Annotated in this window: 15 protein-coding genes; all 15 read right to left on the bottom strand. The window is 36.3% G+C overall.

Annotated elements, in window-relative coordinates:
- Window positions 1-16 precede the first annotated feature (16 nt).
- The 15 genes from BT_RS20650 to BT_RS20580 all read right to left on the bottom strand — a co-directional run bounded on the left by BT_RS20650 (window position 17) and on the right by BT_RS20580 (window position 26,686).
- Window positions 17-2,005: a sialate O-acetylesterase gene (locus tag BT_RS20650; protein WP_008764318.1), complete on the bottom strand. Its 1,989-nt coding sequence runs from the start codon at window positions 2,003-2,005 to the stop codon at window positions 17-19.
- A 152-nt stretch (window positions 2,006-2,157) separates the two neighbouring features.
- The gene (locus tag BT_RS20645; protein WP_008760974.1) at window positions 2,158-5,238 is read right to left on the bottom strand and encodes a SusC/RagA family TonB-linked outer membrane protein; all 3,081 of its coding nucleotides are present in this window, start codon (window positions 5,236-5,238) and stop codon (window positions 2,158-2,160) included.
- Between the two features lie 4 nt (window positions 5,239-5,242).
- Window positions 5,243-7,039, bottom strand: a complete 1,797-nt coding sequence (locus tag BT_RS20640) for a RagB/SusD family nutrient uptake outer membrane protein (protein ID WP_008764317.1) — start codon at window positions 7,037-7,039, stop codon at window positions 5,243-5,245.
- Window positions 7,040-7,045: 6 nt separating this feature from the next.
- The gene (locus tag BT_RS20635; protein WP_008764316.1) at window positions 7,046-10,180 is read right to left on the bottom strand and encodes a SusC/RagA family TonB-linked outer membrane protein; all 3,135 of its coding nucleotides are present in this window, start codon (window positions 10,178-10,180) and stop codon (window positions 7,046-7,048) included.
- Window positions 10,181-10,204: 24 nt separating this feature from the next.
- Window positions 10,205-11,257 carry a DUF4961 domain-containing protein gene (locus BT_RS20630; RefSeq protein ID WP_008760969.1) on the bottom strand — a complete coding sequence of 351 codons (1,053 nt, stop codon included), beginning with the start codon at window positions 11,255-11,257 and terminating at the stop codon, window positions 10,205-10,207.
- A gap of 17 nt (window positions 11,258-11,274) precedes the next feature.
- Window positions 11,275-11,727: a DUF5004 domain-containing protein gene (locus BT_RS20625; RefSeq protein ID WP_008760968.1), complete on the bottom strand. Its 453-nt coding sequence runs from the start codon at window positions 11,725-11,727 to the stop codon at window positions 11,275-11,277.
- Window positions 11,728-11,756: 29 nt separating this feature from the next.
- A complete protein-coding gene (locus tag BT_RS20620; RefSeq protein WP_008764315.1) occupies window positions 11,757-13,613 on the bottom strand; it encodes a RagB/SusD family nutrient uptake outer membrane protein in 1,857 nt (618 codons plus the stop codon).
- Between the two features lie 217 nt (window positions 13,614-13,830).
- Window positions 13,831-15,162, bottom strand: coding sequence for a DUF5005 domain-containing protein (locus tag BT_RS20615; protein ID WP_008764314.1), 1,332 nt, complete (start codon window positions 15,160-15,162; stop codon window positions 13,831-13,833).
- 26 nt (window positions 15,163-15,188) lie between these two features.
- On the bottom strand, window positions 15,189-16,217 hold the full coding sequence (locus BT_RS20610; RefSeq protein ID WP_008764313.1) for a BT_3044 domain-containing protein: 1,029 nt from the start codon (window positions 16,215-16,217) through the stop codon (window positions 15,189-15,191).
- Between the two features lie 19 nt (window positions 16,218-16,236).
- Window positions 16,237-18,288 (bottom strand): RagB/SusD family nutrient uptake outer membrane protein, encoded by a 2,052-nt coding sequence (locus BT_RS20605; protein ID WP_008764312.1) that lies wholly within the window; start codon window positions 18,286-18,288, stop codon window positions 16,237-16,239.
- A 31-nt stretch (window positions 18,289-18,319) separates the two neighbouring features.
- Window positions 18,320-21,421 carry a SusC/RagA family TonB-linked outer membrane protein gene (locus BT_RS20600; protein WP_008760963.1) on the bottom strand — a complete coding sequence of 1,034 codons (3,102 nt, stop codon included), beginning with the start codon at window positions 21,419-21,421 and terminating at the stop codon, window positions 18,320-18,322.
- Between the two features lie 31 nt (window positions 21,422-21,452).
- Window positions 21,453-22,823, bottom strand: coding sequence for an IPT/TIG domain-containing protein (locus BT_RS20595; protein WP_008760962.1), 1,371 nt, complete (start codon window positions 22,821-22,823; stop codon window positions 21,453-21,455).
- Window positions 22,824-23,007: 184 nt separating this feature from the next.
- Window positions 23,008-24,768, bottom strand: a complete 1,761-nt coding sequence (locus BT_RS20590) for a hypothetical protein (protein WP_011109095.1) — start codon at window positions 24,766-24,768, stop codon at window positions 23,008-23,010.
- 27 nt (window positions 24,769-24,795) lie between these two features.
- Window positions 24,796-25,488: a GDSL-type esterase/lipase family protein gene (locus tag BT_RS20585; protein ID WP_011109094.1), complete on the bottom strand. Its 693-nt coding sequence runs from the start codon at window positions 25,486-25,488 to the stop codon at window positions 24,796-24,798.
- Between the two features lie 331 nt (window positions 25,489-25,819).
- Window positions 25,820-26,686: an alpha/beta hydrolase gene (locus BT_RS20580; protein WP_008764311.1), complete on the bottom strand. Its 867-nt coding sequence runs from the start codon at window positions 26,684-26,686 to the stop codon at window positions 25,820-25,822.
- Between the last annotated feature and the right edge of the window lie 5 nt (window positions 26,687-26,691).

The following is a 26,691-nucleotide window of genomic DNA, read 5'->3' as shown; positions in this document are numbered from 1 at the left end:
ATTAAATAAAGACTTACTATTTATTGACATAAGTAATACCTTTCCAATCATCAGTACGGAAAGGAGACATTGGCAGATCCGCACCGTTATACATATTGCATATCGGATAATCAGCCCATGCATAACGTACTGCAACCGGGAGGGTAACTTCAGATGAGGAAACAACAACTGTATTTCCTTCGATCACAGCATCTGCCCAATGAAATTTATGGTCTACACCAGCAATGGTAAATCCTTTCGGCATTTCGCCATTCGCCGTCTTCAGACCACCATCAATATGATCAAAGAAGATACGAATTTTATTTCCTTCAATCTTATAAGATTTATATATCGGACCGGAATAAGGAATCTTCTCGCCATAAGTCTGCGCCCGGGCCGCTAATGCCAAGCGTCTACCCACTTCTTGCTTGTTCTTCGGATGAATATCAAACTCCTCACCTATATCAATTGCCACAGCCATACCTGTATTTTGCAAATGTAAAGTCCGAGTTTGAGCTTCTCTCAATTCCGCCCAAGTAGATTCAACAGGAGCTGTTTGTTTCGCTGTAAAACTAGCTAACTGCACCATATAGAAAGGAAAATCATATCCCCAGCGATTTCTCCAATCAGTAATCATCAACGGCATTAAATCACGATACTGAAAAGCCTCTCCCGCATTTGATTCTCCCTGATACCAAATGGCTCCTTTGATAGCATAGGGAATCAGTGGATTAAGCATAGCATTAAATAAGAAAGTAGGAGAATTCGGATTCCATGACATATCAACAGGCATTGGTGCAACCTCTCTCATATCTAAAGAAACCTGATATTTCCAATTACCAGCCAACTGGATAGCTTCTGTATCGGAAAGATGAAGTGAAATACTTTCAGGACTTCCATTGATACCACCAGTACCACCAGTATCCATTACACGTACAGCAATCACCGCTTTTCCCTTCTTCACAAGTTCTTTCGGAATCTTATAGCTTCTAGGTGCCATCCATCCTTCTGTATGTCCTATCTGTATACCATTGAAATAAGTAAAATCATTATCATCAATAACACCTAAATTCAAGATCAAATCTTTTCCTGCCCAACCAGCAGGAATATCAATTGTTTTCCTAAACCAAACAAGCCCACTAAATCCTGGTAAATCTTGTTCTTGCATCAAACCTGGAACTTTCATAGATTTCCATGCCGCATCGTTAAAATCAGGAGCTGCCCATATAGCCTCCCCATTAACACACCCCTTGTCAATTCTTTCAACTTCAGCTTTCCAAGTCTCAACATCTTCTTCAAACTTTTTCTTGCGTCCTTCCTGAGATGCAGGCAAACCGACCAATGCTTCGAGTCTTTTCTTCATACTCGGTATAGTGGATAGTGCCTCATTACTGGTCCATGTTTCTATAATTGTTCCTCCCCAAGATGTATCAATCAATCCTATTGGCACATTACGGTATTTATTCAAATCACGTCCAAAGAAGTAACCTGCTGCAGAAAAGTCCGCTACACTCTTTGATGTACACACTTGCCAACCATTCTCTTTTACTGTAATATTCTCAACAGGTGTAGGACTCATCGCATTTTCTACCAATAAGAAACGAATATTAGGATAATTATTTGCCTCTTCTTTCTCCTGTTCATAGTTCTTCACCTTACCCCAACCTTCTACCTGCATTTCCATGTTGGATTGTCCGGAACATATCCAAACTTCACCAATCATTACATTAGAAAGCTTCACCTTTTTACCATCAGAAATTGTAATATTATAAGGACCACCCGCTACTGGGGTAGCAACTTTCGTACTCCACTTCCCTTGTGCATCAGCCTGAATAGTATATTTTTTCTGATCCCATGAGGTCGTAATTTCTACTTTCTTCTTAGGCTTAGACTCGCCCCATATAGGGGCTTGCGTTTGTTGCTGTAACACCATATTATCCGAAAATATCGGAAGCAATTTCACTTGTGCAGAGAGTGTAGCACTCCCTAATAGAAAGAATAGAGAGATTACAAAATTCTTATTCATATTAACTACTTTTTTATAGTATACAATTTTTCAATTTACTTTATGACGAACAAATATACAATAACCACTAAACTAACTTCTTAAAAAAGTAAAAGAGAATAATGTTTTTATAGCAAACATTATTCTCTTTTTATCTAAACCCTACTTATTTACTAGAAGCCCAACTGAACTCCAAAGTTTATAACACGCTGATTCATATAAGCATCACCAGCTGTATTGGTCTTAATTTCAGGGTCTTGCTGATATTTATCATAACCGGTAAAAGTCAGTAAGTTATAAGCATTTACATAAAAACGGACATTGTCTAAGAACTTAGGTAATGCTGTCTTGGGAAGTTGATAGCCCAAGTCAACAGTCTTCAAACGAATATACCATGCATTAATCAGCCAAAAATCCGAATTATAAGCAGAAGCACTATTTATTGTACCATCTTGCATTGTCAAACGTGGGAACTCAATACTTTCTCCATTTTCATAACGTTCCTGTGTCCAACGCTTTTGGTGAAGTGGCTGGAACTGACTCTTACCAGACTCAATCCCTGTTCCATTGATAGCAAAACTATAATCAAACGATCCTTGGAATAAAACACTGATACTAAACCCTTTCCAACTTCCTCCAATCGTCCATCCTAATGTTGTAGTAGGCAAGTTCGGTTTGCCAATAGCACGTTTATCAAAATCATTGATAGTACCATCACCATTCAAATCTGCATACTTTAAGTCACCTGCCTGCACAGCAATATCAGGCTTAGCCGGAGCGTCCGCAGCACCAGAATTAATCTTTTCAATATCTTCCGGTGTATAATAGCCAATCCAATGATAGCCAAAAGGCTGCCCAATCTGTCTACCCGTTTCTCTCAACCATTCATATTTCTGTTGAGCCTCAGCTTTATAATCGACTCGATTTTTAGCATAACCAAATACAAAATTGGTATTAAAATTGAAGTTACCAAAACGGTCTTGATAACCAATCTGTCCATCAAAACCTTTATTGGTAGTTTCTGCTACATTTTCAGGAGACAAGCCGATACCTAATATATCCGGAATATCATTTCTGGTAACTAGCTGATCATAACGTTTATCTATAAACCAGTCGAAAGTCAAGGAGAATTTATCAAACAAATTCATATCTACACCAACATTAAACTTTCTCGCTTTCTCCCACGTTACATTTAAATTTCCTAAATCACCTTCTTTGATGCCACTAACACCAAAGTTGTTACCTTCACCAAAAGTATAAGAATCACCTGTTTTATATACTTGCCGATACAGATAACGATCGCCGCTTGCTACATCTGACCCTACAAGACCATAAGAAGTTCTAAACTTCAATAACTGCACATTCCTTCCCAACCAATCTACATTCTTGAAAAAGTCTTCTTGAGAGATAGCATAACCTATAGCCAATGCTGGAAAGAATCCGAAATTGTTATCTTTACCAAAACGATCGGTCCCATTATATGCCATGTTCAAATCTACCAAATATTTATTTTTATATTTATAGCCTAGCTGCATCGTATAACCTTCGAAATTATTGGGAACAGCTGCATCCTTTTCATTTGTTGTACTCTGACGATTGTACAAAAACATAACATTTACATCATGTGCATTATTGAAAACATGAGCATATTTCAAAGATGCTTTGATATTCAAATCTTTGATAGCTTTATCTGTACTGTTATATACAAAATACTGCTCATAATCATAGACTCCATTCGGATTGATATTATACAAACCTGTTGCAGAATCGTAATGATAAGTCGGATATCGTGTACGCATCACTGCACGATAATTTTCATCACTACTGGAATATGCCAATTGAAAATCAGCTGCAAGCCCTGGCGTTAAGAAGTCCATCTTCCATGTTGCACCATACAAAATATTATTATCATTACGTCTAGTACGTTTATATCCTTCATTTGCCAACCGTGCGTTCAATGTCGGTTTTCTATCTTGCGTATCATATAAATAAGCAAATGAACCATCCGGATTCAAAAGTGGAGCCGAATAAGGGTGCATTTTAGAGAAATCATAAAGCTCACCTGTTACATTCATATTGTACGGTTCATTGATATCCATGAAGCGTGAAGAAACGTCCAAACGCATATTGAAGTTATCAGTCACATCAAAATCAAGATTAGTGCGATAATTGAAACGACGATAGGAATAATTAGGATTCACACCATCACCAGAATTACCCCCAAAGTCTTTTACCAAGCCATTCTGAGTAAAATATCCCGCAGAAACAAAATATCTCAATTTCTTAGAACCACCTGAGACATCAACATTTATGTTCTCCTGAAATGCCATTTTCTTAAAAATCTCATCATACCAATTGACATCAGGATGCCCATAAGGATCAGTATGATCTCTGAAAGCGATCATATCGTCTTCAGTATACGGGAAATCAGACAAAGTACCATCATTCGTATGTGCTTCCTTTACTAATTGTAAAGATTCGTAAGCGTTCAGAAATTTAGGCGTACGAACTGGGGTTTGCATACCAGTTTCCAAACGTACATTAATTTTCGGTTTACCTTGCTCCCCACGACGAGTCTTTACTACTAATACACCATTAGCACCTTTGATACCATAGATGGCCGTAGTAGAAGCATCCTTCAATATTGATATACTTTCAATTTCGTTGACATTAATTTGAGACAACTGTTCATAAGTATACTGCATGTCATCCACCATAATCAACGGTTTATTACCATCATTATTCAATGAACTGACACCGCGGATAAAGAAGTCTGAAGCATCTTTACCTGGTTGACCAGACTGTTGCTGACTAAAAAAACCCGGCAGCTTTCCTGTCAAAGCATTCTGTACACTACTAGTTGGAACATTACGAATCTCACGTGCCTGTATTCCACTAACTGCACCTGTCAACGTTATACGCTTAGCCTTACCATAACCAACGACAACGACTTCATCCAAATTTGTTTGATCAGGAGCCAATTCTACATTCAGCATTTGCTGACTATTTACTTTAATGCTTTGTTTCTTAAAACCGATATAAGAAAACTCCAATACAGCACCTTTGTTTACATTTAATTGGAAATTACCGTCAATATCGGTAATTGTACCCACTGTTGTACCTTGTATTTTTACATTTACCCCCGGCAACAACTCACCGTCGGCTGAAGAGACAATTCCCTTCAAAACGAACGATTGACCGAACGCCGAGATAAAAAGGCTTATACATACTAATATTAATAATAGTCTTTTCATAATATTACCACTTCGGATTTTGAATCATGTTATCATTCTTAACTACCTCATTATATGGGATCGGATATAAATAGCGTTTCACATCAAACGTCGTACTTAGGACATCCACTTCATTGAAACTCGTAGTATTTCCTTTTACCCTAATCTCCAAACCTTCCAAAGGATTCTTAAATATCTCTTCAGCAATTCTCCATCTGCGAATATCCCAATATCGTTGTTCTTCAAATGCCATTTCAATACGCCGTTCGTTTTGAATCACTTCACGCATCTCTGCCTGTGTCATATTTTTCTTAAGCCCATAAGGAGATTCATCATTACCTGATTCAATACCAGCACGTGCCCGTAATGCAATGATAGCATCGTACACATCCTGAGAAGGAGAAGAAAGGTACTCATTCATTGCCTCTGCATAATTCAACAACATCTCTGCATAACGAAACATAACCCAAAGATGTATTTTATTCCCATATTGAGACTCTTCACCAAATTTACCCATAAACTTACACATATAATAGCCCGTCTTAGAATATTCAGCAGAGTTAGATGGATTATTAACTCCTCCGATTGAAATATCAAGCGTATTATTCAACCAAGATGACCCATGATGCAGTATTGTATAATCCAAACGTGGATCACGGTTTTCATATGGATTACTCTGATTAAGAGTATATTTACTACCTTGTCCAGCAAACATGCCGTCCTTCATAGGGAAAGCGTCTACCAAATTTTGAGTTGGAAGCGTACGTCCTTTACCTAAATTGTCACCAGAAAATCCTAAAGGCCCATTATTGCTTTCTATAGACTTATCTTCACCCCCCGGACGATAAAAGATGACTTCAGGATTATTAGTCTTATTATAAAAACCTAAAAAGACGTCACGAAAATCCCGATTATCGCCATCAGATGTAGACTGTGTTAAACCATATGCCCCATTACCATTCGGACCGTACTCGTCAATAAATGTCTTGGCAGCTTTAGCCGCATCATTCCAACGCTCTCTATCATAAGAAGCATAGCCTATCAATTCATTACCAATCTCAATAGGACGTTCATTAAATAAAGGACTCGCTGCATATAATAGCACTCGAGACTTTAAAGCTAAGCAAGCCTCACGAGTAGGAGTATGTGCATATTGTTCAAAATCAGGCATTGGATTGGTACGCAAATCATCTTTAATATCATCTAATTCATCACAAATATACTGTACACATTGCTCAAAAGTATTTCTTGGGATCTCCATATCATCACCCAATATATGTACATCATCCCCCATCAAAGGAACACCACCATAGCGTTTCACTAATTCGAAATAGAAATAAGCCCTCAAGAAACGCGCTTCTGCTTTCATTGTAACATTCAATGGTTTTGTTTCTCCCTTTGCGTTCTTATAAGTCAGCATAAAAGGGACAACATCAATATGATTAATCAGAATGTTTGCCTTACGGATTCCTGAATAATACTCTTTCCATCGCATATCCGATTCAACACGTGTACTCGCAGTATACCGTCCCATTGCCAACTTATAAACATCCGGGTCAGAAACATTTATAGATATAGCATCATCAGACGCAGCATCTAAATAATCACTTCCTACACGATTGTGCCCGTTTTGCAACGTGGCATAAATATTATTCATAAACTTTACCGCATTCGTACCAAGAGAATCGGTTTTTGAAAATACAAAATCAATTGATACCAGTTCAACTGGCTCTGGTTCATACCCATCGGTACAGGATACAGCTGTAAACAACAATCCAACTCCGATTAGCGTCAAATATTTATTTCGTATCATAGATATCATAGTATATTAGAATTTAACATTAATACCTGTGCTGATGCAACGTTGTAGCGGATAGTTACCGAAGCTAACTTCGGGATCAACGAGTTCATTAGCAGCTTTTGTGAATAAGTTTTGTCCACTTACGAAAACTTTCACACGTGCTCCACCCAAATAATTACGACAGAATGAATCAGGTAAGTTATATCCTAAACTAACATTTTTCAACCGAATATAATTACCGGAACGTAACCAAAAAGAAGAGCCCCAGCCATTGCCTTGATTATACTTATTACCACCAGCACTCAACCTCGGGAAAGTTGCAGTAGCAGCAGTTTCTGGAGTCCATCGATCCAGCATATTCTCATATGCCTGTCCATAAACTTGTCCTTGAGTTTGAAAACCTTCCAATAAATTCCAATCACTCATTAAAACATCTTTATTGTACACTCCTTGCCAAAACATTGAGAATTCTAATCCACGCCATTCGAAACCTAAATCAATACCAAAATAAGAGAGTGGTTTATCGCCACCAATCATTACCTTATCAAAGTCATTGATAACTCCATCGTTATTCTGATCTTTGTACTTGATATCACCAGGCTGAATATTGTTAAATCCTTCAATTACAGGACTCTTTGTAATTTCGTCTTGAGAAGTGAAAAAACCTTCTGCTACCAAACCGAAGATTGCCCCTTTGGGTTTACCTGTAGTACGCAGATATTCATAAGGCACTTTTTGTTCATCTTTATATAACACTTTACTTTGCTCACAACTCCAGTTAGCAGATGCATAATAATTAAAATCGCCAACGTGATCTTGATAGGTAATTGAGAATTCGCCTCCATACCAACGTTCTTTAGCAATATTTTCATCTGGATAATTCTGGCCAATTAGTTCGATACTTTTTCCACGAGCCTGCAACAAGTCATAATATTTATCATTAAAATAATCAGCAGTTACCTGTAATTTGTTGTTAAACAAAGCTATATCTACACCAATATTCAGTTTATTGCCTTTTTCCCACGTTTGATATAAATTTGCCAGTTTATCTTTTTCTGTAAAACTTCCTGAACTTTGTCCTAAATTAGTCCCCAACCGATAATCATCACCTCCTGAGGAATAAGTCTGATAATACGTATAATACCCAGCATTATTCATACCATTACCTGTCTTACCATACACACCGCGTATCTTTAGTTGATTCAGCCACTCACAGTTTTCCATAAAATTCTCTTTGCTGATATCCCATCCTAAACCGAAAGCGTAAAAGGTTCCCCACCTTCTGCCTGGAGCATAACGATTGTAATAACTTTCACTTAATGCTACCTGTGCAAAATATCGCTCCGCATAATCATAAGAGACATCACCTATAATATTTGATGGATATTCAGGAAGATCCCAGTTAGTAAGAGTATTTCGCGTATCTCCTAGAACACTGGCCTTAAATTTGTGCTTACCAAATTGACGTTCATAATCAACAGCAAGCTGACCATACATCTGCCGATAGGTAGACACAGAACTAAATGAATTTGATTGCGTTTTCTTTTCTCCATACCGAGTATAAACGTCATTGCCATCCTTATCAATAGTATAATCAAAAACTTCGGAAGTTTTTGTTCGTTTCGTAGTCGAACGATTCTGAGAAGTTACACTACCTACCATACGAACAGACAAGCCTTTAACTAACTTACCAAAATCATAGCGCAAATTAATAGCTCCCAATACATCCCGAGCCCCATCTGTTATATAACCAGAGTTAATAGTCTGCGATAACAAATTATTATTGAACGACTGACTACCTCCCCATGATCCATCTGGATTTGTCACAGGATATGCATTACTTGGAGTAGAATAAATTGAACTGAGAATATCATCATACCCATTTCCAGTCCCTCCTGGTTGGGTACCTTCTTCTATACGTCCCATCAAAGTAACTTTTGCTGTCAAATCATCAGTAATATTGATGTTCACTTTAGAAGAAATCATATAACGATCAAATGTCATATTTGTATCGTGAGCATCTCCACCTGGATTTTTAAATAATCCATTTTCACCTACATAGCCTACACTAATAAAATATTGTGCGTACTTGTTACCGCCTGTAGCATTCAAATTATAAGACTGAGTAGTCGAATTTTTGTTCATCAGTTCATCACACCAGTTCACACTTGGATGTGTATACGGACTGGAATGATCACGAAACTTAATAAAGTCATCATAAGAATAAAAGGGATTTTTACCATCATTCAGCAACGCCTCATTCAATAAATAAGCATATTGAGAAGTAGACAGCGGATTTAGTTTTTTCACTGAACTCTGCACACCAAACCGTCCAGTAAATGATAACTGAAATCCCTGTTTGATAGGATCTTTAGTAGTAATTACTAATGCACCACGGGAACTGCGCATCCCCAAAAACATAGATGACAAAGCATCCTTCTGAATTGATACCGATTCAATAGCATCAGGATCGATAGAATATAATTCTCTTTGCACACCATCCACTACCACCACCGGTGCATTGTGGCGTGATAGAACATTAAATTCCGTATTATCACTATATGCCTCTTTACCCAATGTAGGGCTATTAAAGTTAAAGATGGTTCCAGAAGAACTGGATTCAATTTGACTCTTACGTGCACCACGAGTACGTACAATATCTAGTCCTGGTAAACGCCCTTGTAATGAAGGAAGAATAGTAGTTCCCATCAATGAACTAACCTGATCTGTATAAACCGTAGCAGCTGAACCTAAATAGCTTGCTTTATCTTTCGTATCATAAGGTCCATTTATTACATCTGGAAATTTCACGAACTCTTCTGTCAACGTTACTTTAAAAATACGTTCCTGATTTCTTAGCTTGTTCACCTTAATTTCCTTATGTAAAAAACCTGGATGAGAAAAACGAAGCATATCGCCCTTCTTATACTGAAATTCAAAAGTACCATCATCACCTGTCACAGTCTTAAAATCAGTATTCTTCATCGTGATTACAACACCCGAGACAGGATTGCCATATTGATCGATTACCTTACCTGTAATATTAGCCGTTCCTCCTGCTTCTTGAGCCACCGCATTCAAATGTCCCAAGCCAAGTAGTAGCCACATTACAAAACATGTGAAACAGTACCGACTATTTCTTTTATTCAAAATATTACGCATATAATCTTTTTTTAAGGTTAAACTCTATTCACATTGAAATTCGAATACGAAAGGCTCTTTTATTCCTTCTTCTACCTCTTCTCCTTCATTATCTCTACTGTCATCTGACTGGGAAATAGATACTGTTCCATCTTCATTTGTGAAAATATACTCTATACGAGAAATTGTTTCACCGTCCGGAATGTTAAAAAATCCACCAGGCCAAAGAGTTACATTATATCTTGGCAATTTCGTTTCTCTTTTCATTAGTGTTTTCGCACTCTTTTCATTGACTGTATATATCTTTCCTTCTATCGTATAAGCAGTAGCTTCTATATACACATTCTCAGCTTTTATCAATTCATTGGTATTAATATCCCCTTGAAAAGTGAATGTTACATAATCATCTTGTAAAGCAGACAAAGGTTCAATTTGATAATAGTGCGTAGAACAAAAATCAATCACAGTACCTGATCCTTCTACCACTTCAAAGCAATCATCAGCATCCTTAACAGAATAATGAGCCTCGTCTCCTCCAATCCCATCACTAGAGTGATTGATAAAAAAACTTGGTCGGAATTTTAAGTTGCTTTTTCCTGAATTACACTTAATTGTTACTGTATAATGTATTGTTCCATTTACACTAGGATAGTTATCCGATTTAAATGCAATCCATTCCATATCGTTCAAGACATTGCCTCGTACACCATATTTTTTTTTCAATGCCGCTGACCAACTCATACCTTTATAATTTGCAGGCTGTTCAGTATCTGGAATTACTGTCATTTTGTGATCCACTTCCGTTTCATACCTATCTTCTCTGTATGTCACAGTTGCATTCTGACGTACATTCCAACTTCTTGGAGCCAAGAATCCAACAATAAACGTTTCATTGCTTGCATCACCATCGATGTTTATTTCTCCACTAAACGTAAAAGTTGCAATTTCACCAGCCTTAATATAGGCAACCATCTCTCCGGCCTCGTTCTCTTGTTTAACATTTACCTCCTTAATCAAAAAGGAACATCCAAAGACTATTAAGGAAAGTACCAACAAAAAAAAGATTTTTATTCTATGTTTTTTAAAATAATATTTCATAAGCTTTTCTTTTTAAATCATTCTTCTATTTTTTCAAAAGAATAAACATAAGAGTTGCTCGAGCATCCCGGACTAATTGTAAGGGTTATATGGCGTTTCCCTTGTACAATCGGGTAAGTGATTTCAGTTATAGCTTCTCTTTCAGCACCTTCCTCCTGAAAAGTTAAGAAAAAAGGATATGTCAAATTATCAATTCTCCATGTACCATTTTTCTTTACTAAAAAAGGGAGATAGTTTTCAATATTATATGTATTATCTTTATTCATAATCAGACGAAACTGACTAAAGTCCATCACTTCAGATATATCCGTTCCATTGCGTACAACAGTTTTTAATTGCCACTTCCCATCTAACTGCTTTGGTACTTCCATATAAGAATCAGGAGCTATTTCATCTTTAAATGTATTGCAAGCACTCACAGTACCTAATAAGACGAAAAGTAAAACCGTAGTTTGTATTTTAAATCTCATATTTCTTATTTTTAATATAACAATCATTCCTATTCATAATAAGGATTCTGCAACAAATCCGGTGATTTCACAGTCTCTTTATAAGGTATTGGATAAAAATACATCGCTTTACGGAAGGTATGCTGACGAGTATCAATGATTCTTCCTGTCTTCCGCTCACCATTTCTTGTGATTTCAAAACCATGCATCATCCTATTATCTGTATCTTCAGCAATCATCCAACGACGTACATCAAAGAAACGATGTCCTTCAAACGCTAAATCCAACCGACGTTCCAACCGAATAGCTTCTGTCATATCAGCCTGACTCATATTATTTTCAATTCCATATGTTCCATCCTCGCCAGGCTCTATGCCAGCGCACTCACGTATCTTTCTCAATACAATATATGGGCTAATTTCTTGATCTCCTAGTACATCTTTATGATCAGGTCCATAATATTCATTAGCAGCTTCTGCATAATTCAGCAAAATTTCAGTATAACGCATCAATGGTCGTGCTTGCGAACCTCCATAAAGCATTTGATTTGCCATTGAACCAAATTTCAAGAATTTATGTGTATAATACCCTGTCGGAGTCCCTCGATAGATAGCGTCCTGTTGTGTTCCCACAGATATATTAATTTCAGTATCCTGCATATTACTCTTCATTATGCATCCATCATAAGTAACAGTGAACATGAAACGAGGGTCACGTTTGTTAGCAGGATTCGTAGGGTCATAATCTGGACTATCCTTAGTCGGTGTGCCATCTGCCATTGGGAAAAGTTCAGCCAAATCATGATAAACATACCCTCCAATACCATTTCCTCCTGTACTAGGAGGAGCAAACCATCGGTTTGTATCTATACTAGCTCCTGCTTTCTTTTCAAAGATTGTACCACAATAAACCTCCGTTCCCACTTTTCCATAATAATCAGCAGGTAACAACTGTGCATAATATCCCCATCCCGGATAAGCCTCATTATTCTCATCTTCATTACGAATGTACAAATCATACTGCTTCATCTTTATCACATCAAGGGCAGCATCTACAGCAATTTTCCAACGCTCCTTATCATAAGTAGGATACCCTAACAATTCTTTTGGAAAATCAGCAGGCGCAAAATCACTACCGTTGAATAATTTGCTAGCAGCATACAAACGTACACGTGAAATTAAGGCTTTACAAGCTCCTCGGGTTACACGTCCAAATTTGTTTCCACTTCTTTCAACTGGCAATGTTTCTGCAGCTTTATTAGCTTCATCCACAATATACTCAACGCAATCCGCATAAGAGTTACGCTCCTTGATTGCTTCTTCTACAGTTTCATAAACATCATCACCAATTAAAGCCACACCACCATAATGTCTTAATAGCATTGCATAATACCAAGCACGCAAAAAGCGTGCTTCTGCTTTATACTCTTCCTTTGCCACTTCAGCCATTCGGGATCCATCTGCATATTTAAAAAACACATTTACTCGACGAATATTTCGATATGCAATTCTCCAAACATCGTCCTCAGAAATAGTAACAGGATTGACTGTTCCAGTAGCGAACATTACATCTGTCGTAAGCCCGGTACTAGCTTTATACGCAGCTTCATCACAACTAGTCTGCAATCCTCCATGATCATTATACTGATCTTTATACCGATTATGTTGGATATCAAAACCAATATCCACATAAATCTGGTTTAAGAAATCTGCCGTATAAGTACTATCAGCGAATACGGTTGCCTGATCTAAGTCCGTGGTTTCTGTCTCACCCAGAAAATCATCTGAGCAAGACGAAAAAAGCCACGCACCTACAATAGATAGGAATAAATAAAATAAGCTTTTCATATACATAGAAATAGCGGTTAATAAATTTAATTGATAAACTCTAAAAACGGTAATATTCATTATTATTAGTTCTTTTTAATATGTGTACTATTTTATTGTTATTTATCTAATGACGATTTAAAAATGATATACCACTAAAACAATTACATGTTTTTTATTAATAAATTTACTTGTATGCAGGAAAGCTCAGAACATATTAAAAAAGAAAGTCATTTCTCCCTTTTATGAAGAAATGACTTTCTAAATCAATTTACCAAGATGAATCCGTCAGTAGCTATCAATCATCTTCATCATATATGCTTTCCCAATTGAAAATACGATAAAAATAAGGACGACAAAAGTCAGCACTACCCGGAAAATCAAAATTATCTCCAGCAGTATCAGCATCAGTATTAGTAGAAAATACTAATTCACCTTCTCGTGCAAGTTCTAGATGCAAATTTACTCTAAGCAAATTTTTATAATACTGATTACCTATCTTATCCACAGAATAAGGGACATTAAACAAAATTTTTTGATCTGTAAAAGGTCCATAAGGCGTCTCACCACGATATAGATAAACAGAATGACCATAAGATACAGCTTGTCCTATCATATAGTAGTAATCTCCTTTTTTAAAGATCTGTGGCATACTACATACATAATTATTTTCCATTATAGTAGAGCGAGTTCTCTCCTCTTTCGTCGGATACATCTTTTGCCACATAAAGTTACCACTTAAATCACGTATGTAATACTCCCACTCAGAAGTTAAATCATGAGTAGTGGTGCGAGCAACTAATGGTCTGTTATTCTCTGTTACATAAAGATAAATATGTCCATCTTCATCTTTCCATATAGTAGAACCATAGCCAACATCATCTGTATTGAATTCTTCGTTTTTACTAATTCTTTTAAGATAAGTACTATTACCCGGCTGTCCTTCCAAACTGTAAACAGCTAGACAGGTACCAGTTCGAGTCATTTTACCTTCATGATTATCTATTTCCCCCCACAACATTTGAAGTTCTTTAACTCCATTATTATCAAATATCGTAGCACCACCTATCTGATAGAAATGCTCTTCATCTGTTTCTTCCATAATAGTCTCATCTGGAGCTATGTGTGTATACGCCTGATAATAACCTTCTCCATCAGGATCATTAGTTTGTATATAATCAACTAACCATCTTAAATCATCATCCGTTTCTCCAAGACTACCACCAACAGTCGTTTGGATCATAATACTATTATGTGGGAAATTACAATTACCTCTTGCTCTTGTTTCAGCATCTACAACTCCAAAATAGCTATCATTAAAAGCCCATAGAACATTTCCATCAGACAATGATGTAGATTGCACACCAATTCCACCATTCCATCCTAATGTGCGAGTAAATAGCTTATCATACTTTTTGTCTTTATAAACAAAAACCTCACCACTATGCTGACCTACATTAGGAATTAGCTGTAATTCCCATGCCGAATCTATATTTGGAGGAGTAGTCGTTACATCACTATCCACTATTTCTTCATATGCAGTTTGCGCTGCGTCATAATCGTTGCATGCAACTAACGCCACTGCAACGAAAGTTACATATAGAAGACTATATATATTTCTTGTTTTCATAAGATTTATCATTTATTATCAGCCACTCAATTATTTTCGTTAGCAATAGCCACTGGAGACATCACCTCTTTCATTTCATACCAATCATTCGAGTTATAATTATAACGATAATTCAACGTAAACTCTTTCTTCTCTGGATTATAATATGATGGGGTATCCTCAATATTTAACACTGTAATTCCACTATTTACATTATACCATTTATCTAATGTCACTTTTTGACATTGGATATATTCTCCAGTTGGCAATCCATTACTCCCGATAACAGGAACATCAATCATCTCCTCAGGATGGACCGTAACAACAATCCCTTGTTTACGGAGTTCTTTTCTATCCGATGTAAGTGTAGATCCCGTTAAAATACGAATACCATATTCCGTAACTGGAGCAACTAACTTAGTGGCATTTATTGGTTTATAATCTGGAGCATTATTCTTTTTGTCCAAAGGTTCCCAAGTATCTTTAGCTACTCTCAATCTTGTTCCATTCATAGTATAATAGCTTTTCTCCTTAGTCGTTGCATAATCATTTTTCATAAGTATCTGCATCAATACATTCCTCCTTGCAGAAGAAATCATATAGTCAGAAACAGAAGCTATTCTTAAAGGAAGAAAGTAATTATCTTCAGGTTCCAGCCCATCAATATTTACTTTAATTGGAAATAAAGAATAAGATGAATTTGCATTTGGATATAAATTTATACTCCAATCATCTACTTTATAATGAGTATCTGGTAACTCCAGGACATAGTTTTTGTAATTATCCCCATATCTCTTTTGATTATAGTCCGATAATACAGTTTCATTCCTTTCCAGTTCTACCATCACTTCTTTTTCAATTGGAGTTGTACCACTTGCATAAACAGAAAGGTATCCTATTTCCTCCCCGCCGAAAGCAAATTCTCGTTGGAAAATATTATCTTCTCCACTAACAATATAAATTTCCTTACGATACTGTTCATCCTGATAAAACTCTTGCTCGCAGGATGTGAGAACAGCAGTAGCTGTCACACCTACCATAAGCATCAATTTATTTGTAAAATTTCTATATTTCATAGTTTATACATTTAAAATTTTATTTATCCCAACCAGGATTCTGATCAAGAACAGAAACCTTTCTAATCTCATCCAAATGTAAAGGTAACCATACCATCTTAGGTTTGAAATCACGTTCAATTATTGATTTATACTGAATGACAGTGGGCTGATAGAATCCTTCCCATTCAGCCTGTTCTACATTTAACCCCATTAAAGGTTCCCTTTCTAAATCTTCAACAATTCCCCAGCGTCTAATATCATAATAACGTTGTCCTTCCCAAAATAACTCAATCAAACGTTCACGTTGAACAACTTTATTAAAAGCTTCCACTGTAATCAAATCATCCGCTGTTAATCCCGGAATACCAGCACGATAACGTATCTGATTAAAATAATATTTGATAGCTTCTGTATCACGAGTATAAGTCTGACCATCAATTTCATATGCTTGAGTTAAATTATTCAAGGCTTCTGCATAAGCAAGCAATATTTCTGCATATCGAATAATCGGAAATGACTTATCTTTTTGACGCGCCCCACTACCACTCATAGCATCTTGTGGATTGATATATTTTCGAGAAGTATATCCAGTTATATTATAAACATTATTATTAGAATGATTTTTACCAGAATTAGCTCCATTCCAATAATCAATATTAACATTTTTCTTAGCACTTTCAGTAGTAGATCCCATCGCCCACCAAGCATGTGAGTAACCAATATTCACATAGAAACGTGGTTCACGATTAGTATATGCCAAATATGTTCCTTGGCTGATTTTATAACCTTCAGATAAAACTTTGCCTTCTGTCGTCACACAAGTCTTATCATAAGGACGGGATATATACGGATATGCACTACTAGAATTTTTAATATCACGCCCATCTGCCATATAAAATTGGTCTACTATATGCTGAGGTACACATAAACAAGAAGATCCTCCAAAATTCAATGGGAATACGTAACCCATATGGCTACCAACCTGCGCTGTAGAACTACACCATATGAACTCCGGATTTTGATTAATAGCAAGCTCTCCATTAAACATTTCGGCATAAGAGCGATACGGATCTACGACTTTTTTATCTCCCATCCCTACACCATTTGGAAATTCTGCAGTAGGAACCTCTTGCGGTAGAGTGACTACATATGTACCATAATTCCCTGATTCAGGATGTTCAGCATCAGTAGAAGCAGCAACAGTATATAATTGATATCGTCCTAAATCAATAACCTTCTTCGCAGCCGCAGCAGCAAGTGCCCACTTACGTTCATCATATGATTGAGAAACATAATGATCTCCATCTGTACAACGGGTAAAATCACCAAAAAATCTACGGGCTGCCTCTCCACCGTTATATAATGGGCTAGCAGCTTGTAATCTCACACGAGCAGCTAAAGCTAAGGCAGCTCCTTCTGTAGGAATATATTGATCCATCGAAGTGGTAGCATCAGGTAAGTTTTTAGCAGCTTCATCAAATTCTGAACAAATATAATCCACACATTCGTCATACGTATTACGCGTTCTTGCATAATACTCCGCTTCCTCATTATTACTAACAATTTCATCACCTAACAAAATCATTGGACCATTCTGTTGCAAAATTAAATAATATGCATAAGCTCTTAAGAAACGGCATTTTGCACGAAATTCCATTCTTTCAAAACTATTCATATCACGAACACCATCAATATGTGGCAATATAGTATTCACCTTACGAATCACCTTATAACATTTAGGCCAAATATTGAAATCCCATGTCCAACCGCCCATTGAACTAGAAGTAATCTCATTATTCATTAACTTCGTTCCAGAGAATTGTATAACAACCATACCATTCCAATCACCACAGCTCACAGCCTCGTCTGAACCTGTAACTCCAGGAGTGTTCCCATATTCCCAAATTTTATCGACAACAGGAAGCAGAGCGGCAGCCCCATTAAAATAACGTTCAATATTACGCTTATTTGCATAAATAGAATCTTCTTGAAAGGTATCCTCAAAATAATCATCTATATTCAAATAATTACAAGAAGCAAAAAAGCCGGATACCAATAACAGAACCGATAATATAAAATATTTTTTCATGAACTAATTTCTATTAAGTTTATACATCGTATTAGAAATTCAAATATAGCTGCAATGAATAACGTGCAGGTAAAGGATAAGCCTGTCCACAAGATGTCGCTTGTTCTGGATCGAATATATTTACAGAATCCCATACTGCCAAATTTTCACACATCAACTGAATATTCATGGAATTAATGCCCAAAATACGTTGTAATGCAGGAACTTTTAGATTATATGCCAAGCTCAATTCCTGTAAACGCAAGTAACGGGCATCACCCATCCAAAATGTAGAAGGTTTCGTATTATTCTCATTTTTTCCATAATACAAACGTGGAAAACGAGCATTTGGATTCTCTGTAGCCTGATTTCCTGAATATTCAGCAGAAATCCAACGATTCTCCGGATTATAAGCAATTGTCATTATATTTCCTTTATCCTTCTGATTAAATGGCATGTATCCATCGAAGTTTCTACCATCCGAACCGCCATATAAGAACTTATTACGTCCTGTCCCTTTGAACAAGACATTTAGTGTCCAACTTTTATAACGAAACTCAGCACCAATACCATACATCAACTGTGGTACCCCTGAATAAGCAAATAAAGGAACTTTATCATCATCAGTAATTTTACCATCACCATTTATATCTCGATATTTAATATCACCAGGACGTACCGTACCAAATTGTGTAGGACTCATTTCTACATCTTGTTGATCTTTAAACAATCCCATAGCAACAAATCCACGTTGTACATTATTGGCATAACCATTATTTTCCAAATATGTATAAGGCTTCTTTGTATCTTCCCAATTTAATATCTTATTCTTACTCAAAGTAAAATTACTACGTAATATCACATGTGCATCCTTTCCTATCTGTTGATAGAATTCCATATTTCCATCAGCACCCCAGCTTTTCATACGACCTATATTACCATAAGGCATTTGAATCAAACCTACATAATCAGGAATTTGTTTACGTTCCTGAAAAATACCATCTCGTGTATCCTTAAAATAATCTAAAGTCAAAGTAAATTTATCTTTAAACAAATGCAGATCCATACCAACATCAAATTTCTTTGCTTTTTCCCACATCAAATTATTGGCACCAACTTGTTCTTCTGTTAAGCTACCAGTCCCTCCCCAAGGATTTGAAGCATTTTCTTCTTTTATTAGGGTCAGATAAGGAAAACGTCTAGAACTGATGCGGTCATTACCAACAACACCATAAGAAACGCGAAGCTTGAGAAAATTCAACCAACTTACATTTTCACGTATAAATTCATATGAAGATGGTACCCATGCGAAAGCTCCTGCCGGAAAGAATCCATATTGTTTACCTGGTTCAAAGTTTTCAGATCCATTCAAACCAAAGTTCAAATCCCAAAAATATGTATCTTTAAAACCATATGTAAAACGGCCCGAAAGACTTTGATAACGCTTTGGTATAGCATTCATACTTTTATCTGCACCAGTTTCAGATGTATCTTCTATATAATAAAACAGTAAACCACCTAAACGATGATCGCCAAAGGTACGGTCATAATTAACATTTGCCTCTAAATATAGCTTCCTCCAAACCCAAGCAGCACTGCTATATGTAACGGTTTTCTCATCAGCTATTTTCTCAAAACTCAAGGTTCCATTAGGGTTACGCTCCTTCAAAGCTTCATTTAGTTCTGGCATTTTATAGCGTGCTTCTCCAAATAAACTTTGTGTATCCCATGATCCCTGTACTTTAGCTGATAGCCCTTTAGTAATCATCGACAAATCCTGTGTAATACCTAAAGTAACTAAATTCCTGGTATTCTGTTCTCTAGCATTACCTGTATAATTCAATAGAACATACGGAGATATTTCATCCTTAGTTCCTGCAGCAGGATAATATCCGTTTGAATAGCGTAATGGATAGCTTATTGGAGTAGTCTTTGCCTGTGAACTCCATAGCCAATCTGTCAAACTGACTCCTCTAGAATATTCCCCCATGCTCGGGCGAGTATTCACCGACATATAGCCAGTTGTTCCAATATAGACTTTAGTTGTTTTAGTCAAATCTATATCCAAATTCAAACGATAATTATAAGTATCATAGCCTACACCTTTATTGTATTTACTATCTTTGGATGGATTATAAGCCGCAGATTCTTTCGACATTCCTAAACTTGCAAAATAACGGGCAACACTGCTACCACCTTGAGCACTTACATAATAAGTTTGCTGGAAAGAATTGGGATTTAAAATAACATCTTGCCAGTCAATGTTTGGGTACAGATCCGGATCTAAGCCATATTTTATAATATCCATTTCTGTCTTGTTATAAATAGGAGATAATCCGGTTGCAACAGAAGCTTCATTTGCCATTTCAGCATATTGAGTGGCATTAACATATTCAGGTAAACGTTTTAAATGTGAGATTGTCATATTAGCACGACCACTGATCTTCAATTTGGACTCCAAACCACGCTTCGTCGTTACCAATACTACACCATTTGCACCTCGACTACCATACACCGCTGTAGCCGCAGCATCTTTCAAAACAGAAAAACTTTCAACATCGGCAGCATCTATCTGACTCAAACTACCTTCCAAACCATCAATCAACACTAATGCACCACTATTAGCACCAAACGTACCAATTCCGCGCACCCAAAACTCGGAAATATTTTTGCCCGGTTCACCACTAGATTGAACTCCAATCACACCTGCAACACGACCTGCTAGTGTATTAACTATATTTGTAGCAGGAACCTCTAGTTGCGCTGGATCCATCGTTGTAATTGCACCAGCAACACTGACCTTTCGCTGCGTACCCATACCTACTACAACTACTTCATCAATATTCTCCGTAGCCGGTTTTAAGGTAACTTTAACATTGTCAATTTTATTCGTCAAACGTTGCTCATAGTTTTCATATCCCAAAAAAGACACAACCACTATATCATATATATTTACCTTTAACCGAAATTTACCATCAATATTAGTTGTTATTCCCACACCTGGTTTATCTTTAACATATACATTTGCTCCCGGAACTGGTTCATTAAATTCATCGAAGACTGTACCAGTCAACATAAAGCTTTGCTCTTTCTGTGCATGTACTTGTGCTACAAACGCAAGAAGCAAAGCAAAAATTACAAATATTCGATTCATATTATATTAAATATAAAGTTTCACTAATTATTTATTCGACAGCTAATCGACGAATAGCACGATTCTCTGAGTCGCCGATATACATTACATCGTCGTTATCAATACAAATTCCCAATGGCTTTTTGAATTGAGCATCTTCTGCACTACCATTTACATAACCTGAATTTTGGGGTTTTCCTGCTAATGTAGATACATAACCTGTACTCATTGTTATCTTACGAATACAGTGATTTTCGGTATCAGTCAAAATTATATTACCTTCTGAATCGACACACATCTGTCCAGGTTTATTAAACATAGCTTGTCCTATTGGTCCATCCAAATATCCACTTTTACCTTCTTGACCAGCCCAACATGCACATTCTTTAGTACGTAAATCATATTTATAAATACAATGCTTATCATTATTTGAGAAATAAAAAACATTCTCATCTTGAGGATCGAAAACAAGTCCATAAGCACTACCATCCTTGGTTCCAACCAAATCCCCATTCGTTAGATTCTCTCCTCTAGCATTCTCTACATCAATCCGTACCAGATTTCCACCTAACATTCTTGAATACATTTTTCCATCTGGTCCCATTGTAAAATTACACTTGGCTGCCCATACTCCAAATCCTTCAATATTTGGAAAATTTGGATCATCCCATGAAATAGAACTTATAGCTGTAGTTGGTGCATAATCCGTCTTAGGGTCAAAATAATAAACTTCATGACTATCTCTATTAGCCCAGAATTGATAGACAATATCATCCTTACTGTTATACCCCAAAACAGGAGAGTTAAACAACGCATTAATATCTGACTTTAGAGATATTAATTTATCAGCCTCCTCATTTAACATAAATGCAGCAAACTTTCCATCATTATCTACTAAAAAGAAAACATTTTTATCCTGATCTACACAAATACACCTATCAATATTTGCTCTAAATTGTGCTTCAGATAGTGGTATAGTTCCTGTTGGATTCACCTGTGCCGATGTACTTCCTCCCACTAACGTAGTCACAGTAGTCTGGATATAATAATCAAATGTCTGCTTGTACTCCTCTATTTGTTCATGTACTTGTACTTTAACCACACATTCTGGGTCCTCTATTGTAGATGCACGTTTAGGAGCCAATACCAACATTCTATCATCCTTCACAGAAATGACAGAAGCCTCTTTATCATTGAAAAAGACCTTCACATTTTCCTTACTATCCCCAAAATTCGATCCATTAAGAATAACTTGAGTTGCAAGTTTTCCTTCGGGCGGATAAAAATCAGTCAACACAATCGGCTTATTCGGATCATAGCCCGAAGTTGACTCTTCATCATCTTTACAAGACGAAAAGCAGCAGCCTACAGCCAAGCAGACAAGCCACTGCCATTTAAAACATTTTTGTAATAAGTTTCTCATAGAAAATACCGTTTTTAAGAATTTATATAATAATAATGATCATAATTTTACTTTCGTTATTTTATGTTTCTTTCTCATACTTTTTGCTACTATTAATAGTAAGACGACTAGACTAATACTAACCACTAAGTAATATTCATTTATTTTTTTATATTCTATAACATATAAGAAGAAAAAATGAAAACTATTTCCTGTATTTATCAATGGTCTCTTGTATACCTACAGGAAAACCAAAAAAGTTAGAAGAAATCTTATACATTGAAGGGCAATTATCGTTTTCTAGAGATAAGTCGTTCCATTCTTTCCACAAATCATCAAATGCAGTAATATATTTATCCATCTCTATCCGGTTAAAAGACTTTTTTGTTGTATCTGCCACATAACCGCATAGCATAATCTGCCACGAAACAGCAAAAAGCTCATATTTAATGCGTCCATACGAACAGGAAATACGAATAAAATGATTCAATTCTTCTGAGGGAAAATGTAGTTTTTGAGATATCAGTTCTATTTCCTTCCAAATACGAACAGCTTCTTCCTTTTCTTTCAGATAAGCATTTACTTGATTTCTTTCAATCATACGATCAAAATAACTCTTTTGATATACATCTCCCGTTATGGTGTCATCACGTGTCCAATTAACATAAGTATCTCCCATAGTACTATATTGCCCTTTTATCACTCCATCTTCTGATAATAGGCAAAGTCGACGGAACATCTCCCATTCTGACTCGGGAAGCCCTTTTGCTTTTACAAAATCATATAGTATTTCTTTTTCTGTTTTCAAAGGATTACTAGCCCAATGTGAGATGACATAAGCATTTAATTCGATCCAAAACTCATTCTTGATATAAGGACCTCCCCAGCCACCGCCACGTGACCAAGTCCAAACACCCTTAAATAAGGGATTATCTTTCACTTGGTTTAAACAATACGGCTTCTTTATATTAGATTTCTTAAATTCTTCAAAACCATCAATTACTCCTTTAGCGATATAATTGGGATGTGCTCCCTTTCCTTCATACTCACGTTGACATTGCACTTCAACTACTTGTTGATGTTTACCAATACCTATACAAGGATTAAAAGGAACACCATATTGTCCTGATTCTTCCAACCAATATTTATCCATTGTATTATAATTCATATCAGGATCAGTAATTGCTGATCTCCAAAAATCCGTCATGGTATGCTTGATAGAGAAATAAAGATTTGGATGTGGCTCTATACTGTCTGTAACGGACAAATAATATTTAGGGATCGAATGCAATTGCCCCATATCCCATGTACGATAAAACAACTTCTTATTACGTCTTTCACAAACCTCTTCCCGTAACAAATTAATTAACGTAATATGATCATACATACCATTTTGTACTGGATGATTGCCTACATAATAAGGAGCATCGTGCAGGTAAGTTTCTCCAGTACGAATCACTAATCCATCCAATTGTGGAAACGTTTCAAACATTTCCTTCATCAATTCACGAATACAAAGCTGAGTGTAAGGTTTCGATATATCAAGTTTTCCTTGTTCGTTAGTAAGTTCTGTTCTATGTTTTTCTACCAGCAAAGAAGGAAGTACTAACATATCAAGCATACAGTATACTTGAAGGTCTTCCTTTTTTGCTGCATCATATTTTTTATGTATTATTTCTGCTTTTTCTGCCACCCAACGTCCGGCTTCAGTCGTATCCGGGAATAAAGAAGGATCAAAACTCTTCCAATCAATTCCAAACTGTGCAGCCTCAAACAAGAAAAAAACTTTTGCTCCATATTCATTTTTCTTCAAAAAAGAAGGATCGAGAAACTTCGATTCCGTCATAGCCTCACCCGGATTATGGTGTACCATATCCATTACAACATATTTCTGTCGTACACAACTAGTTAACAATAGATTAACAGCACAACATAATAAAAAAACAAAATAAATATATCGCCTCATGTGTCGTTTTATAGTATGATTTTTCTTCTAGTTAGCAAATGCATTTTCCAATTTAGGAGCTTTTTTACCTGTAATAGCTTTATATATATGCTCCGCCAATATAAGCGAACCGCTCTTATTCAAATGTACATTATCCCATACATAGCAAGTTGAATCAACTTTATGTTCTAATGGGCTATACAGATCTACCAATTTCAGATGAAACTTCCTAGCTACTTTCTTTTGTATCGGATAAATTTCATCTTTTATTATTTCATTACGAATCCCATATAAATTATTACTTGCCGGAATACAACGACATATAATAATTTTTGGTTTAGATCCACACTTCTGAAAAGTGCTGATCATATACTCTAAATCAGTTTCAAATTCATCCTTATATTTCCAGTTCTCCGGCTTGGAATCATTTGTACCAAGTTTAATAATTACAACGTTCGGTTGAAATTTCTGTGCATTGATAAATGCATCGGTACTCATATAAGGATGATCACCTTTTCGCAATAAAGTATGGCCCCACTTTCCAAAATTGCCAACTTCATATTGATTTCCAAGCATACGAGCCAAAGGAGTCGGATAATTGTCAGCCCCTTCAGTTATACTATTGCCAATGCATGCTATTTTAATTTTATCCTGCGCTACACCACAAACAGGTATAAGCATCAGAAATGCGAAAACTAATATTCGAACTATTTTCGTCATATGATTTTGTATTCTAGTCATTATTTTTCTGTTTTTAACTGAAAACAAAACCTTTTTACCTTTAAAAAACAGTCTACCTATCTTGACCTACGGTATTTTACAAGCTCCCTCCGGCTGTAGTAAGAGCAATGAGGAGCAAATTTTAACCGGAGGATAAACTTGAAAACCAATCAAACACCAATCCTAACCTTTTACCTAAAATAAACCCATAAAAAACAATGTTTATATTAAGAACGAGTAAGCAAGCAAATACCACTAAAAAGAAATAAAAAAATATCTATAAATTTTAATTCATACGATAAAAGGACTTGATCTTCAAAGCCTATTTTGTTAAGAATCACTTTACTTACGCTCAATATTGAGTAAATATTCTAGAAACAAATCGCATAACCTCAGGTAATTCCATCCGCCAATAAGTCCACGAATGACTGCCGTCTTTCATACGAAATTCATGACCAACCTGATGCTGTAACAACGTGTTATGTAAAAGACAGTTCGTTACCGATAAGAAATCATCATCACCACAACTGATATACCAACGAATCCATTTGATACGGTCTAGCTTTTCTTTCGGAGATTTCTCCAAGATAGTTTGTATATCCATTTGCCCGAGAACTTCCGCTTTTTTTTCTTCTGACACCTTCGATAAATCTGATTGATTCTTCATCTGATCGAATGTCCATGCCCCTCCAACAGCACTTAACGGAGCAACAGCAACAAACATCTCCGGATAATGAAGGGCATAAAACAACGCTCCGCCACCTCCCATAGACAAACCGGAGATAGCACGATAACGACTTTCAGCACGCACTCTATACGTTTTCTCGATATGCGGAATCAATTCTTGAAAAAAGAAGTCCTCATAATTATATGTTCCATCCAACAAGTTAAAATAACCTTTATGAACCGTGTCAGCATCTGGCATAACAATAATCATCGGAGCTGATTTCCCCTCAGCAATCGCTTTATCTGCAATATACTGAACCTGCCCAAATTGCACCCATCCCGTATGATTATCTCCTAATCCATGAAGCAAATACAATACCGGATAACTACCATCTCCTTCGTCATAGCCTGCTGGCAAATAAATGGAATAACTACGTTCCATTCCCAGAATCTTACTTTTTACGGTACGTGTCTCATACACTTTCCCTTGCTGGGCAAAAGCCGTAGTAACCAGACACATCGCTAAAAGCGCTGATAATAAATGTTTTTTCATACGTA

Source organism: Bacteroides thetaiotaomicron VPI-5482 (genome assembly GCF_000011065.1).
GTDB lineage: Bacteria > Bacteroidota > Bacteroidia > Bacteroidales > Bacteroidaceae > Bacteroides > Bacteroides thetaiotaomicron.
This window is presented reverse-complemented; position numbering and strand designations above follow the sequence as displayed.